This is a genomic window from Opitutus sp., assembly GCA_024998815.1.
Taxonomy (GTDB): Bacteria; Verrucomicrobiota; Verrucomicrobiia; order Opitutales; family Opitutaceae; genus Rariglobus.
Genome location: JACEUQ010000002.1, coordinates 1,649,151 through 1,663,713, shown reverse-complemented (window position 1 = coordinate 1,663,713; position 14,563 = coordinate 1,649,151). Strand labels below are relative to the sequence as shown.

Below are 14,563 nucleotides of genomic sequence, written 5' to 3'. Positions count from 1 at the left end.
CACGAAGCCACACCGAGCCAAAGCCACCCAGGCAAAGGCACACTCCAGGCCGCACCCGCCCGAACGTGGCCTTGAGCGTGAGCTCAAGGTCTGGAGTTTGGCCTCTGACTAGTTGGCCCGGAGAAGGCCGTAGAGATAAATGGGGCGTCGGGCCCATGGGAAAAAGCGTGGCCATGAACGATGGTGTCGGACCATGAGCACCACCACCAAAGTTCAGCGCATCATCCGCAAAAACAGTGAGCAGTGGTATGTGACATTACCCGCTTCCATCGCCCAGACGATGGGGTTCGCCAAGTCGGAGGCCGTCGAGTGGACCGTCACCGACGCGCATCATTTGGTCCTCTCACGCAGTCTGGTCGCGCCCGTTATGCCGGTCACGCCCGAGCTGGTGGACGTAGGCGTTAAAAAAAAGTCCAGTTGGGTTTATCCGATCGGCTGGGACGACTTATGAAACGGGCTTGTGCTGCGGCTTGCGCCGCCCCCGAGTGCGCCCGGAGACTGCAGGGGCATCTCATGGCGGCACTGGTTTCACCGTGCCGGGGGACTCTTACCAACCTGATTTGTCTGTGCGGGCGTGCCCAGCAGGACTGGACGGCCGACTACCGGTTGTATTCGCGTGACCGGGTGAAGCCGGCGGGGCTTTTCCGCACGGTCCTCCATGAGCTTGAGGTAAACCTGCCGGCGCTTACCCCGTTGGTGGCCGCCATCGATGACACCCTGGTACGCAAAACCGGGGTCAAGATCGACGGCGTCGGCTGGAAACGCGATCCGCTCGGCCCCGCGTTCCAAACCAACCTGGTGCGCGGCCAGCGCTATGTGCAACTCTCTGCGGCCTGGCCTGGTTCCGACGGACACGCCCGGATGATTCCGGTGGATTTCACCCACGCGCCGACGCCGCCAAAGCCGGGTAAAAAAGCCACTACCGACGAGGTTCAGCAGTACACGGAGAAGAAAAAACAGCAGCGGCTTAATGTCGTCGCGCTCGCCCGCATCCAGCAGCTTCGCCAGGCGCTGCCAGACACGCGCAAACTGGTGGTCGCCGGCGATGGCAGTTACACCAATGCGGTCGTACTCAAGGGCCTGCCCGCCAAGACCGTTTATATCGGCCGGATCCGCCGGGACGCCGTGCTCAACGCCCTGCCTGGACCACCCGCGGCCACCGGTCGCCCGCCGGTCTATGGCGCGCCGGTCCAGACCCCGGAAGAGCTGCGCACCGACGACACCGTGGCCTGGCAAAGCGTCGAGGCTTATGCGGCCGGAAAAAAGCACACCTTTAAAATCAAGACCCTCGGGCCGGTGCTGTGGCGTAAAGCCGGGGCGACGCTCCCGTTGCAAGTCATGGTGATCGCCCCGGTGGGCTACCGATTGCGCGCAGGCTCGAAGCTGCTCTATCGCCAGCCTGCCTTCTTGGTTTGCACCGACCCGGATATGCCCGTGGGTGACCAACTCCAGTATTACCTCTGGCGTTGGGGCATCGAGGGAAACTTCCGGGATGAGAAAACCCTGATCGGCACCGGCCAGGCACAACTGCGCACCGCCGCCTCCAACCGCAACCAACCCGCCGCCACCGTCGCCGCCTATGCGCTGTTGTTAATCGCCGCCCTGCTCTTCGGCGATCCTGCGGGGCAAACCCCTGATCCGCCGCCGCATCTTCGCCCGCCCAAATGGCGCACGCACTCTTCGGGCGCCTCGCCTGCGACCAGTTCCACGGGGGACCTCTTGCGCACCCTGCGCAGCGAATGCTGGGCCGACCAGATCGCCCCAGAGAGTTTCTCCGACTTCACGTCGACCGACCCTCCCTCCACGAACTCATCAAAAGCGCCACCCTTCTTGGCTGAAGCACTCTTCCGCGCTGCGTAACCGGGCCTCCGGCCGCTTCGCATCCACCTGCTTTTGGGGCCAAACTCCAGGCCTTGAGCGTGAGCTCAAGGTCTGGAGTTTGGCCGTTTAACTCGTGCCAAGAACCACACAGGTGCGGCGCATCATGTATGGCGATCTGAGCTGATCACTCCGGAGAGTTTCGCAGACTTCGCAACAGCCACCCGCACGTCAACGAACGCATCGAAACCCATGCCGTTGCTACCTGCGGTAAGCTTCTACCTTAGCTGGGGGGACGGATCTCAACTCGTTTTGGGGCCAAACTCCAGGCGCAGGCTTCTAGCCTGCATCTGAGCAGACTGGAAGTCTGCGCTACTTCAGTCGAACGCCACTGCGCGCTCAGCCCAATTTGCGCTGAAATAACGCCACCGTCATGCCCAGGGTCAGGTGGGCGAGTTGGGCGTCATAACGCAGGCCTTCGTCGCGCAGGAAGGCGTGCGCGCCATTGAACTCATGCCAGGTGAAATTCGTTTTTGCGGCCGTGAGAGCGGCGTAGATCTTGGCGCGGCCCTCGCCGGGGATATGCGGATCTTGACGGCCCCAGATCATCAGTAACTCGCCCTGAATTTCGCAAATGCGCGAAAGCGTGTCGTCGGCCTTTCCCAACCCCAATGTGCCGTTGTGGATATCGGTGGCGTAAAAACACGCGGTCGCATCCACCTCGGCACGCATCGCCGCGCGGAATGCAAGGTGGCCACCTAGGCAGATGCCCAGCGCACCGACGCGCCCGTTGCCTGCGGGGTGTTTTTTGAGGAATTTAACGGCCGCGCGGGCGTCGTCGTCGTAGCTGGCCAACTCCTTGGCGTATTTAAGCTCGTTACCCTTGTCGGCGCCGGGTTGGTCGTAGGCGAGCACCGTGCCCGAAGGCAGGAACTCATGGTAAACCTCGGGCACGGCGACGACGAAGCCGTGGCCGGCGAGAAAGGCTGCGGTGCGGTGGATGGGGGCGGTGATTTGGAAAATCTCCGAGTAAAGCACGATGCCGGGGTGTTGGCCTTCGCCGGTGGGGCGGAAAACCAGCGTGCGCATGGGGCCTTGAGATGTGGAAAGTTCAACGACTTCAGGTTCGCGAATGGTCATGTGGGATGGAGTGCTCGCAGCGGAACAGGCCGCACGGCGTTTGGCAACAGGCCGCCGCGCCCCACGCTCCACGCCCCACCTCCTACGCCCCATGCGGCTTGTGGATTGTCATGGGGGCGAAACCCTCCCACGTTGCCCGACCTCTTCCATGCGCATCGGCATTGCCCAGCTTAATCCCACCGTCGGTGACCTTGTCGGCAATCGGCGGCTCATCCTCGAAGCCTACCACACCCTCGTCGCCCAAGGTGCCGAATTGGTCGTCTATCCCGAGCTCGTCATCTGCGGCTACCCGCCCCGCGACCTTTTGCTGAAACGCCGCTTTGTGTCCGATGTCGAAACCACGCTCACCGAGATTGCCGCCGTCATCGGTGAAGTCCCCGCGCTCATCGGCACCGTCGAGGCCAATTCCGCCGCCGCCGGCCGTCGCTGCTACAACTCCGCGGCGTTTTGCCAAAACGGCCGCGTCGTTTCTCTTGCGCGCAAGTGCCTGCTGCCCACCTATGACGTGTTCGACGAGGACCGCTACTTCGAGCCCTCACCCGCGCCGCCTTCGGTCATCATCGTGCAGGGTAAAAAAATCGGTATCACCCTCTGTGAGGACATTTGGACGCATCCCGAACTCGCGCCGAGCAACCGCTACCGCTTTCAGCCGGTTAACTGGCTCGCCGACCAGCAGCTCGATCTGATGGTTAATCTTTCCGCTAGTCCGTGGCATCACGGCAAAGGCTACCTGCGTGACCAGCTCATCACCGATGCCGCCCTCCATCTCGGTTGCCCGGTGGTTTACGTCAACGCCGTGGGCGGCAACGACGAACTGGTTTTCGACGGCCGCAGCCTGGTGAGCGACGCCACTGGCCGGATCACCGCCCGCCTGCCGGCCTTCGCCATCGAAAATCGCGTCGTCGACACGACCGCCACGCTCGCCGCTTCGCCAGGCCAGTCCGCCGCCGTCGGTTGCGCCCCGGTTGCGCAGCCCACTTCGCCGATGGCCGACATCCATGCCGCCCTCGTGCTCGGCCTGCGCGACTACGCCCACAAGAGCGGGTTTAAGAAGGCGCTCATCGCGCTCTCCGGCGGCATCGATTCCGCCCTCGTCGCCGAACTGGCGGTCGCCGCGCTGGGGGCGGACAACGTCATGGGCGTTTCCCTACCTTCGGCGATTTCCTCGGATCACTCCAAGAACGACGCCCGCGATTTGGCCCGCAATCTGGGCATCCGTTTTGAAATCATCGCGATCGCCGACACCGTGGCGGCGGCTGAAGCGGCGCTCGGCCCGGTCTTCGCCGGTCGCGCCCCGGATGTGACCGAAGAAAACATCCAAGCCCGAGTGCGTGGCGTGTTGATGATGGCGCTCTCGAACAAGTTTGGCGCGCTGCTGCTCACGACCGGAAACAAGAGCGAAGTAGCGGTGGGGTATTGCACGCTTTACGGCGACATGTGCGGCGGGTTGGCGGTGATCAGCGACGTTTATAAAACCCAGGTCTACGAGCTGTGCCGCTGGATCAACCGCGAGCGCATTGTTATCCCGGTGAGCACGATTGAAAAGCCACCCAGCGCCGAGTTGCGCCCCGGCCAAGTCGATCAGGACAGCCTGCCGCCGTACGACATGCTGGACGCGATTTTGCAGGGCTACGTGGAAGCCGGCCAATCGCGCCGCGATTTGGTTGCGCAAGGCTTTGCCGAGGCGGTGGTGAACGACATCGTGCGCAAAGTGGATTTGAATGAGTACAAGCGGAAGCAAGCCGCCCCCGGTTTGAAGATCACCCCGCTGGCCTTCGGCGTCGGTCGTCGCATCCCCATCGTGCAAAAGTACGTGAGCTGAAGCGCGGCATGAACCACGGATTTTCTACCGCTAATTTACGCTAATGAACGCTAATTCAGCCCAGCCCTTCGCTCAGTTGGGCTACGACCTCATGGCGGCGGCCTTCGAGGTTTACAACGACCTCGGCGGAGGGCTTTGCGAAGAAATTTACCAAGAAAGCCTAGAGCGGGAACTCGCGGCTCGTCGGATGGCGTTTACCGCGCAGCCCGAGCTGACGGTGTTTTATAAAGGCGCCCCCCTCAATAAACGCCTCAAGCCCGATCTCATTGTCGCAGGCGAAATCGTAGTGGAATTGAAGGCGGTAAAAGCGCTGGTTGAGGAGCATGAATCCCAGCTCATCAACTACCTTCGCGTCACCCGAAAACCGGTCGGTTATCTGATTAACTTTGCAGCCTTTCCCAAACTCCAATGGAAGCGCTACGCCAACACCCGTCATCATTCCCTCTGAATTAGCGCCCCTTAGCGCCGATTAGCGGTAAAAAATTCCGCCCCGCCGCGTCCTCTAACCTTTCCGTCATTAGTGCCCATTAGTGTCCATTAGTGGTTAAAAACATGTCTTCCTCCTCCTCTTCCTCCCTCGTCTCCGACGCCCTTTTCGCTCGCGCGCTTCAGCTCATCCCTGGCGGCGTCAATTCGCCGGTCCGCGCCTTCCGCTCGGTCGGCGGCGCGCCGTTTTTTACGAAGTCCGCCCAGGGCGCGACGCTCACCACCGCCGACGGCCGCGAACTGATCGACTTCGTCTGCACCTGGGGCCCGGCCATCCACGGCCACAACCACCCCGCCATCAAAGCCGCCATCGCCGCCGCCCTCGACCACGGCACCTCCTTCGGCACTCCGAATCCCTACGAGGTGGAAATGGCTGAGCTGATCGTGCGCTTCGTCCCCTCGATTAAAAAAGTCCGCATGACCAGCAGCGGCACCGAGGCCACCATGTCGGCCATCCGCCTCGCCCGCGGCTTCACCCAGCGCGATAAGATCATCAAATTCTCCGGCTGTTACCACGGCCACTCCGACTCGCTGTTAATCAAAGCCGGCTCCGGCGCCCTCACGCACGGCCACCCCGACAGCGCCGGCATCCCTGCCTCCTTCGCCCGCGAAACCATCGTTTTACCCTACAACGACCGCGCCGCCCTCGACGCCTGCTTCGCCGCCAATCCCGGCCAAATCGCCGGCGTCATCATCGAGCCGTACTGCGGCAACGTCGGCTTCATCATGCCCGACGCCGGCTACCTCGCCTACGTGCGCGAAATCACCGCCCAACACGGCACCGTGCTCATCTTCGACGAAGTCATGACTGGCTTCCGCATCGCCAAGGGCGGCGTGCAGGAGCGCGAAAGCATCACTCCCGACCTCACGTGTTTGGGCAAAATCATCGGCGGCGGTCTGCCGGTGGGCGCTTTCGGCGGACGCGCCGACATCATGGATTACCTCGCGCCGCTTGGGCCCGTTTACCAGGCCGGCACGCTCAGCGGTAACCCGCTCGCCATGGCCGCCGGTATCGCCTCGCTGCGTTTGCTCGAAGAACTCAACCCGTACCCGCGCCTCGACCAACTCGGCCGCCAGCTCTGCGCGGCGGTGGCCGATGCCGCCAAGGCCAAAGGCATCGCGGTGCAAACGCCCCAGTGTGGCTCGATGTTCAGCTTCTTTTTCACCCCCACGGCGGTGCGCGACTACGACACGGCGCTCACCGGCGACGCCAAACTCTTCGCTCGCTTCTTTCGGGGCGCGCTGGAGCGCGGGGTTTATCTGGCGCCCAGCGCGTATGAAGCCGGGTTTATCAGCACGGCGCACGACGGCGCGGCCATCGACCGCGCCTGCGAGGTACTCAGCGGAGTCATTCGCGAGCTGTAATACGCATTCGCGATCAAGATGAGGCAAATTGGCCGGGGACGGCCAACGCTGCTACACGGGATCGAAAATGTAGGGTTGGCCGTCCCCGGCCAATTCAGCGCCCCTTGGCGACAAACTGGTGTAAGGCGCACGCTGTTTGTCTTCACCGGAAGGCGCACGTCGGTCGGGGGTTCGGGCGGAAAGTGCCAGGGGCACGATTAAGAACAGCAGGACAAGCAGGAGGGCGCACCGCAGGGCACGCCAAAAGAGCGGAAGCAGTGTGTACGTTTGCATGGTGGGGTGGGGCAGGCCGCACCATAGCCCATCTCGGCAACGGCCGGGAGCCGTTCGCTAATTATGAGTTGGCTTAATGCCCGCCCCACGCCGCGCTGGGGACTTTGCGCCACGCCGGTTTCCACGCCCCAAAAAAACACACGCATTCGTAGCGCCTCCAGCTTGATACAACCGATAGACGCGGGCTTTTTGCCAAAGGGCGCGCAGTCGGCCACTGTGGTCTTCTGTCACAGTGACGGCTCCCTATGAATCACTTACCCTTCGACTCGGGACTGTCCTCAATCGGCGGTCCGATTTGGCAACGGGGCACCGCGCTCCTGACCAACTCGCTCCTCAATAAAGGCACCGCTTTCACCGAGCGCGAACGTGACGCCCTCGGCCTGCGCGGCCTGCTGCCGCCGCGCGTTTTCACCCTCGACGAACAAGTCGCCCGCGTGCTCGCCAACGTGCGCCGCAAGGATAACGCCCTCGAGAAGTACATCTTCCTCACCACTCTGCAAAATCGTAACGAGACGCTCTTTTACCGCGTCATGCAGGACCACGCCGAGGAGATGATTCCGATCATTTACACGCCCACGGTCGGCCAGGCCTGCCTTGAATATGGCGCCATTTTCCGCCGTCCGCGTGGCTTGTTCATCAGCATCGATGAACGCGGCCGTATCGCTGAAATCCTGCGCCACTGGCCACTGACCGACGTGCGTATGATCGTGGTCACCGACGGCGAACGTATCCTCGGCCTTGGCGATCTAGGCGCGCTCGGCATGGGTATCCCAGTCGGTAAACTCGCGCTCTACACCGCCTGCGCCGGCCTGCACCCAGCCTATGGCCTGCCCATCACGCTCGATGTCGGCACGGACAACGCCGCGCTGCGTGAAGATCCCTCCTACCTCGGCCTTACGCAACCGCGCGTGCGTGGCGACGCCTACGACGAGTTTATCGCCGAGTTTGTCGAGGCCGTGCGCTCGGTTTTCCCCCGCGCCCTGCTGCAATGGGAGGACTTCGGTAACACCAACGCATTCCGGCTGCTCAATGACAACCGCTCAACGCTTTGCAGCTTCAATGACGACATCCAGGGCACCGCCGCCGTCGCTGTTGCCGGCTTGCTCGGTGCCCTGCGCGAAATCGGCGGCACCTTGGCCGATCAGCGCCTGCTCTTCCTTGGCGCCGGTGAAGCGGGCACCGGGATAGCCGACCTCTTCGTCGCTGCCGCCACCGCCGAAGGCATGGCGGAGGCCGATGCCCGCGCGCGCTGCTGGTTCGTGGATTCCGAAGGACTGGTCGTGCAAAACCGCCCTGGCCGCAAACTCGCGCACCATAAGTTGCCCTACGCCCACGTCCACGCCCCGCTGCGCACGCTCGCCGAAGCCGTCGAGGCCATTAAGCCCACCATGCTCGTTGGCGTCTCGGGTCAGCCCGCGACCTTCACCCCGGCGATCCTGCGGCGCATGGCCGAGATCAATAAACGCCCGGTCATCTTCGCGCTTTCCAACCCCACCAGCCAAGCCGAGTGCACCGCCGAGGCTGCTTATCGCGAGACCGACGGACGAGTGCTCTTCGCCAGCGGCAGTCCCTTTGCCCCCGTCATCCTCAACGGCCGCACCTACACCCCCGGCCAAGGTAACAACGTCTACATTTTCCCCGGTGTTGGCTTCGGTGCCCTCGCCTGCGGGGCCAAAGAGGTCACGGACGCCATGTTCCTTGCTGCCGCCCGCCGGCTGGCCGAGTTGGTCACCCCGGCGGACTTGGCGGTTGGCCGGATTTATCCGGCGCTTACCCGGTTGCGCGAAGTTTCGCTCGAGCTGGCGATTGCGGTGGTCGCCGAGGCGCGCAAGGCCGGCCTGGCCACGATCGATTTGCCGGAAGATCCCCGCGAGGCGCTGATCGCCAGCCGCTTTGAGGCGGTCTACCGCGACTACGTTTAACCGGCGTAGCAGCGACCGAAAAGTAGCGCAGACTTCCAGTCTGCCTCCGGGGCTTGGCTGGCAGGCTCGGAGCAGACTGGAAGTCTGCGCTACTTGTTCTACCGAAAACAGACGACACGGAGGTCGTCCCTCGTGTGCCCGGCATGGGCGTGAACTAAACATATGAAACGAAATGTTCGGGAGAAGTGACAACAACCGTAGCCAAGACCAAGGCGGGAGCCGCGAGGCACTCAGCACGAAAGGCGCGTGGGCGATCGCCCGGCACTGGGTGATGACGAGTGCGCTGAAGAACAAGACGCTGAAACGCTATGGGTTTACCCTGCCGTGGGAAACGGCGACGACATAGGTCGTCCTCCGACTCAACCGCCGGATGCGGAAAACCGCACGTCCGGTGGTGTGGAAGGCTCACGGGGCGCAATCCCCGTGAGCCCATCCGATCTTAAACAATGATCTTAAGTATGCGCCCTAACATTTTAATTGGGCGCACCTTGATCGTGGAGTCGCTCAAGCGGCGTTTCGGGACGTGTCGGGCTGGTTAAACAGCCGGAAGGACTCGGATTTGAGCGACGGGGTCACGATGATTTCAGAGTTGTGCTCTGAGGTGTAGGGCGTGCCGTCGGCCTCGGGGCCGTGCATTTCCTCGTCCACCTTACGGGCCATGGCGGCCAGCGCATTTACAATGGCCTGTTGATCAGCCTCGGAGAGCCAGGCGGAAATCGCCTGTTGGGCTTTGGCGGGAATGCCGGAGAGATCGAGGGTGACTTTGGTTTCGGGGGTCAGCCGGAGGCTGCGCTGGTGTTCACGGTGGAATTCCGAGGGGGTTGGGTGTTCATCGTTCATGGTGGGGTGGGGGGGGGGGGGGGGGATTTGGGGGCATTAGGGGGAGGACTAGGGGGGAGGGGCGGTCTCCCGGGGGCGCCATTTCTTGCTGAGTCCATATATCGGTAATCTGTGCTTATTCTTTAGTGAAAACGCCCTACTATGTAAAAAAATCATAAATAATTCCTGTTAGGTGTTGATTTACAGGTTATTGAAATTTGAAAAAAATTAACACCGAAAGCGGGCGAATGCGCGATGAAGCCGCACCCGAAAAAAGCGTAAAAATGGCGGGCTGATTTGTTATCCGATCGGGGGCAGGCGGTTGCTTGAATTTCGCCGGTTTTTTGAGGGAGTTATCGGCGTGAGGGGGAGCGGGCTGGGCTTCAGGTTACGCAGGGGCTGCGCAGCGCGTTCGATTGCCGAAAGTGGCCTTGAGCGTGAGCTCAGGGTGAAAAGCCCCCTTGCGCTCACGCGCAAGGCCTGGAGTTTGGCCCCAAAACGAGTTGAGATCCGCCCCCCCCCCAGCTAAGGTAGAATCGTACCGCAGGTACCAACGGCATGGGTTTCGATGAGTTCGTTGACGTGAGGGTGGCTGTTGCGAAGTCTGCGAAACTCTCCGGAGTGATCAGCTCAGATCGCCATACATGATGCGCAGCACCTGTATGGTTCTTGGCACGAGTTAAACGGCCAAACCCCAGACCTTGAGCTCACGCTCAAGGCCACAAGGAGTGTGTTCGCGAATCATGTGGCCTTGAGCGTGAGCTCAAGGATTCGGCTGATCTGCGTTCGACTAGTCAGGGGCCAAACTCCAGCCCTTGCGCTTACGCGCAAGGCCACGGGGAGCGGGGCAGCCGGAGGGGGCTGTGAGCGTGAGCTCGTTTTTGCAGGATGTGAGTCGTTTTCCTTCTCGCGAAAAAATTTTTACTAAACCCTGTCCAAAATGTGTCGATGAGTCAGGGAGCGCGCAGCTCTACCCCCTTGTCCCTTTTTTGGTATGACGTCACCCCCCCAAACCACCCAAAATGTCGGTCCTTATACCCGCGAAGAAATCCGCGGCCGGATCGAACATTGCCCTAAGCTGGCGTCCTTGCAGGTCATTAACAACAAATTGGCCAGCTTGGTGAAATCCGACAAGAGCGGCAACGCGGAGATCGCCGCCCTCATCCGCCACGACCCGTCGTTGACCGCCCGGCTGCTGCGTATGGTCAACAGCGTGTATTTCGGCCTGAGCGCTAAGGTGAACAATATCGACGAGGCAGTGCTTTATTTGGGCCTGCGCCAAATCCGCGAGTTGTCCATGGCCACCCCGGTAATCGAGGACATGGCGAAACTCAGCCCGACGTCTATCCAGTTGCCCTGGCGTGAAATGTGGCAGCATTCCATCGGTACGGCGATCATGACGCGCGACGTGCTGGCGACGACCAATCTGTTGGTGGACGACGACACCGACTATATCGTCGGGCTGTTGCACAATGTGGGCAAAGTGGTGCTGGCCACCGCTTGGTCCAAGGAATTTGCGGTGGTGGCGGCCGGCGACCACGCCGATGCCGAGGCCGTCTGTGCGGCCGAGCGCGAAGCCATCGGCTGGGACCATGCGGAAATCGGCGCCTATTACTTGGAGCGCCACCAGCTCGCACCCGAGATCGTGGAAGCGGTGCGCTTTCACGCCAATCCACAGGGGGCGGGCGACCACCGCTTGTATGCGGCTGCCGTGCAAGTCGCCGATTTGGCGGTGCGCGAAGTGGGCATCGTCAGTGGTTTCGAGCGCGTGCCCGCACAACCCTCCGGCAGCTGGGCTCGCTGCGCGGGTTGGAAAATACTTTTTGAGTCCGAATCGCGTGAATCCGCTCAGGCGCAAGCGACCCTGGAGCGCGCACTGGTCCGGCTCCCCGGCATGTTAAATAGCATGGTGTGATTATGAATACATCCCAATCACCCCTGAAAGTGGCCGCTGAAACCGCGTCGCCCGTGCCCACCTCCGCCTTGGTTTCTTGGGCCGACAGCTTGGAGCTGGCCGTCCTGTTCGAACCCGGCGCCAATCGCGTTCTGGAGGTCAATCGGGCCTTCGCGCGCAAGTTCGGCCAGCCCGGCCCGGCCTGGGTCGGCCATGATCTGGTTTCGCTGATCCATCCCGAGGATTTCGAGGACTGGACCAGCGCCGTGCCTCGGCTGGCACGACCGCCCTTCCACATCGCCCGCGAGCACCGCTGGCAGACCGCGCAGGGCTGGCGCTGGATTTCGTGGGAAGAAACCGCCGTGCGCGACGCAGAGGGCGAAGTGTGCGCGGTGCGCTCGATCGGGCGCGACGTCACCAAGCACCGCCTCGCCGAGGAGCATTTCCGCAAGCTGGCGCAGGCTGTCGAACAGGCGCCGGTGTCCATCGTGTTGACCACGCCTGGCGGCACACCGCAGTACGTGAACTCGCGATTCACCGAGGTCACCGGCTTCACCTTGGAGGAAATTTTCGAGGGGCAAATCCCGTTGTTGCGCGACGGCCACCCGAGCGAGGCGGCGTACCGGCATTTTTGCGCGTTGGTGGCCTCAGGCAAAAAGTGGTCGGGCGAGCTGTGTTCGAAGCGCAAGAACGGCACCGAGGCCTGGGAACTCGTGCAGGTTTCCCCCATTCGCAACCACCTCGACGAAATCACCTACCTGCTGTGCATGCGCGAGGACATCAGCGAGCGGAAGGCCCTGGAGGACCAGCTGCGCCAGGCACAGAAAATGGAGAGCCTCGGCACGCTGGCCGGCGGCATTGCGCACGATTTTAATAACATCATCTCGATCATCCGTGGGTTCACCGAACTCGCGCTGATCCTGCCGCCCGGCGATGCGCGCATGGGCCGTTACCTCGGCTCGGTGCACGCGGCCGCCGCGCGCGCCGCATCGCTGGTGAGCCAGATCCTGGCCTTCAGCCGCAAGACCGACGTCGCCTACCGGGCGGTGCAGGTCAACGACCAGGTGCGCGAACTCGCGGGGCTGTTCTCCGAGACGTTCCCGCGCAACATCGAGCAGTGCTACGAGCTGGACGACACGATCGAGTCGTTCGCGGCCGATCCCGACCAGATCCGGCAGGTGCTGATGAACCTGTGTGTGAACGCGCGCGATGCCATGCCCGAAGGCGGCAAGCTGACCATTTCCACCAACCGCGTTGCCGGCCAATCGCTGATCGACCTCAAGGTGGATCCGGCGCAGGACTACGCGCACATCCGCGTTTCGGATACGGGCGTGGGCATGGCCCCGGAAGTGCAGGCGCGGGTCTTCGAGCCGTTTTTCACCACCAAGCAGGAGCATGGCGGCACGGGCCTAGGCTTGGCGGTAGTTTACGGAATCGTGGCTAATCATCACGGCGTGATCGACCTGGAGAGTATTCAGGGCAGCGGCACGGTTTTCCACGTGTACATTCCGCTGAAAGTACGCGCGAACCTGCCGGTAACCAATCCAGGAGAATTAACGCGGTCGAAATTGCCCGCCGGCACCGAACGCGTGCTGCTGGTCGATGACGAGCTGCCGATCCAGGAGATGCTCGGGGCGGCGCTCAGTGACGCGGGTTACCGGGTGATTCCTGCGCAGGACGGCACCGAGGCGATCCAGCATATTTTGGCGGTGGATGCGCAGGTGGACGTGGTGGTGTTGGATCTCAATATGCCACGCATGAGCGGACTCGACGTGTTAAAGGTAATGCGGGCGCGTTCGCCGGAGGTACCGGTGCTGGTGGTGACGGGAAATCTTACGGAGCTGGTGAAGGAAGAACTGCGGTCGTTGGATCACACGGACATCCTGGAAAAACCCTTCGATTTGACGGCCTTCGGGACTGCACTGCGCGGGGTGATCGATGCGGGCGCGAGGGCGAAGGTAAGGTCGAAGGGCTGATACGCAGCAGGGCTTGGCGCTTGGGCGTAGTTGATCTGAGCGAGTTCCAAACGTGGCCCTGAGCGTGAGCTCAGGGTGTTTGCGGAATCGAGAACGAGTAGGAGAACGAGAATGATTGCGGAAGTCGGAGGACGGAGAACGTCCAACATCCAACATTGAACATCCAACGTTCAACGCGGAGTGCGGCGGATGTTGGCTCAGGCTGGTTGGATGTTGAACGTTCAATGTTGGATGTTGGACGTTGTTCCGGGCGTTGACAGGGGCGGAACTCCGCTTGGCCTTGAGCGTGAGCTCAAGAATGTATCGGCCCCACCGGGCACAAAAAAAGCGGGCGTCGGCCAAGGTGGCCGGGCCCGCTTTGATTTTTTCGCTGCTTGTTTAAGCAGCGTGGGCGATGCGTTCCATCGTCTCGGGGGCGACCACGCGCTCGATGTCGAGAAGCGTCTTCACGACGCCTTTGATCTTGGCCAGGCCGAGCAAATACGAGGTGTCGATGCGCGCACCGAATTCGGGGGTGGGCTCGATTTCAGCACCCGTGAGGTTCACGACCTCCTCGACGCTGTCGACCACCAGGCCCATTTGCACGTTGCGTCCGGCCTCCAGGGCGATCTGCACCACCACCACGCAGGTGCGTTCGGCAAGCTCGGCGTTAAGTCCGAATTTGATGCGCAGATCGATCACCGGGATGACGCGGCCACGCAGGTTGATGACGCCCTTCACGAAGACCGGCATTTGCGGCACGGGCGTGATTTTTTGCAGGCGGATGATTTCGCGAACCTTAAGGACCGCGATGCCGTAGGCTTCTTTGTCGAGGACAACGGTGAGGTATTTCCCGGCAAGCCGGGAGGTGTCGGTGCTGTGCTGAGTGCTCATGAGTAAAAACGAATTTAGTTTTTGGGGGCAGCCGGCACGTAGGTGGGGCTACACGCAGTGTTATCGGCTCAATCGGGCGAAACTTTACTCATCGGCCTAAGTTTTATTTAGCGGCGTGGGCAGGGGGGAGGCGGCGGAGAATGACCAATGCCCAATGACCAATGCCCAATGTCCA

Annotated in this window: 13 protein-coding genes; 9 read left to right on the top strand and 4 right to left on the bottom strand. The window is 61.9% G+C overall.

The window, feature by feature from the left end; genetic code table 11:
- The first annotated feature begins 193 nt into the window (after window positions 1-193).
- Window positions 194-451 (top strand): hypothetical protein, encoded by a 258-nt coding sequence (locus H2170_15120; GenBank protein MCS6301402.1) that lies wholly within the window; start codon window positions 194-196, stop codon window positions 449-451.
- Window positions 452-513: 62 nt separating this feature from the next.
- Window positions 514-1,860, top strand: coding sequence for a transposase (locus H2170_15115; GenBank protein ID MCS6301401.1), 1,347 nt, complete (start codon window positions 514-516; stop codon window positions 1,858-1,860).
- Window positions 1,861-2,217: 357 nt separating this feature from the next.
- On the opposite strand, the gene H2170_15110 is transcribed toward H2170_15115, so the two are convergent.
- The gene (locus tag H2170_15110; protein MCS6301400.1) at window positions 2,218-2,958 is read right to left on the bottom strand and encodes a dienelactone hydrolase family protein; all 741 of its coding nucleotides are present in this window, start codon (window positions 2,956-2,958) and stop codon (window positions 2,218-2,220) included.
- A gap of 148 nt (window positions 2,959-3,106) precedes the next feature.
- Here H2170_15110 and H2170_15105 point away from each other — a divergent pair, with 148 nt between their 5' ends.
- The 3 genes from H2170_15105 (at window position 3,107) to hemL (ending at window position 6,631) form a co-directional block, all read left to right on the top strand.
- Complete coding sequence (locus H2170_15105; protein ID MCS6301399.1) at window positions 3,107-4,780, top strand: NAD+ synthase; 1,674 nt, start codon at window positions 3,107-3,109, stop codon at window positions 4,778-4,780.
- Between the two features lie 43 nt (window positions 4,781-4,823).
- On the top strand, window positions 4,824-5,228 hold the full coding sequence (locus H2170_15100; protein ID MCS6301398.1) for a GxxExxY protein: 405 nt from the start codon (window positions 4,824-4,826) through the stop codon (window positions 5,226-5,228).
- Between the two features lie 104 nt (window positions 5,229-5,332).
- Window positions 5,333-6,631, top strand: a complete 1,299-nt coding sequence (gene hemL, locus H2170_15095) for a glutamate-1-semialdehyde 2,1-aminomutase (GenBank protein MCS6301397.1) — start codon at window positions 5,333-5,335, stop codon at window positions 6,629-6,631.
- Between the two features lie 51 nt (window positions 6,632-6,682).
- Here the strand turns inward: hemL and H2170_15090 are convergent, their stop codons facing one another.
- A complete protein-coding gene (locus tag H2170_15090; protein ID MCS6301396.1) occupies window positions 6,683-6,904 on the bottom strand; it encodes a hypothetical protein in 222 nt (73 codons plus the stop codon).
- A 245-nt stretch (window positions 6,905-7,149) separates the two neighbouring features.
- Here H2170_15090 and H2170_15085 point away from each other — a divergent pair, with 245 nt between their 5' ends.
- Window positions 7,150-8,826 carry an NAD-dependent malic enzyme gene (locus tag H2170_15085; GenBank protein MCS6301395.1) on the top strand — a complete coding sequence of 559 codons (1,677 nt, stop codon included), beginning with the start codon at window positions 7,150-7,152 and terminating at the stop codon, window positions 8,824-8,826.
- Window positions 8,827-8,998: 172 nt separating this feature from the next.
- Window positions 8,999-9,172, top strand: coding sequence for a hypothetical protein (locus tag H2170_15080; protein ID MCS6301394.1), 174 nt, complete (start codon window positions 8,999-9,001; stop codon window positions 9,170-9,172).
- Between the two features lie 158 nt (window positions 9,173-9,330).
- Here the strand turns inward: H2170_15080 and H2170_15075 are convergent, their stop codons facing one another.
- The gene (locus tag H2170_15075; GenBank protein MCS6301393.1) at window positions 9,331-9,666 is read right to left on the bottom strand and encodes a hypothetical protein; all 336 of its coding nucleotides are present in this window, start codon (window positions 9,664-9,666) and stop codon (window positions 9,331-9,333) included.
- 973 nt (window positions 9,667-10,639) lie between these two features.
- Here H2170_15075 and H2170_15070 point away from each other — a divergent pair.
- A complete protein-coding gene (locus tag H2170_15070) occupies window positions 10,640-11,560 on the top strand; it encodes an HDOD domain-containing protein (GenBank protein ID MCS6301392.1) in 921 nt (306 codons plus the stop codon).
- 2 nt (window positions 11,561-11,562) lie between these two features.
- On the top strand, window positions 11,563-13,515 hold the full coding sequence (locus H2170_15065; protein MCS6301391.1) for a PAS domain S-box protein: 1,953 nt from the start codon (window positions 11,563-11,565) through the stop codon (window positions 13,513-13,515).
- Between the two features lie 378 nt (window positions 13,516-13,893).
- On the opposite strand, the gene H2170_15060 is transcribed toward H2170_15065, so the two are convergent.
- Entirely contained in the window at window positions 13,894-14,388 is a 495-nt protein-coding gene (locus H2170_15060) for a purine-binding chemotaxis protein CheW (protein ID MCS6301390.1), read from the bottom strand.
- Window positions 14,389-14,563 lie beyond the last annotated feature (175 nt).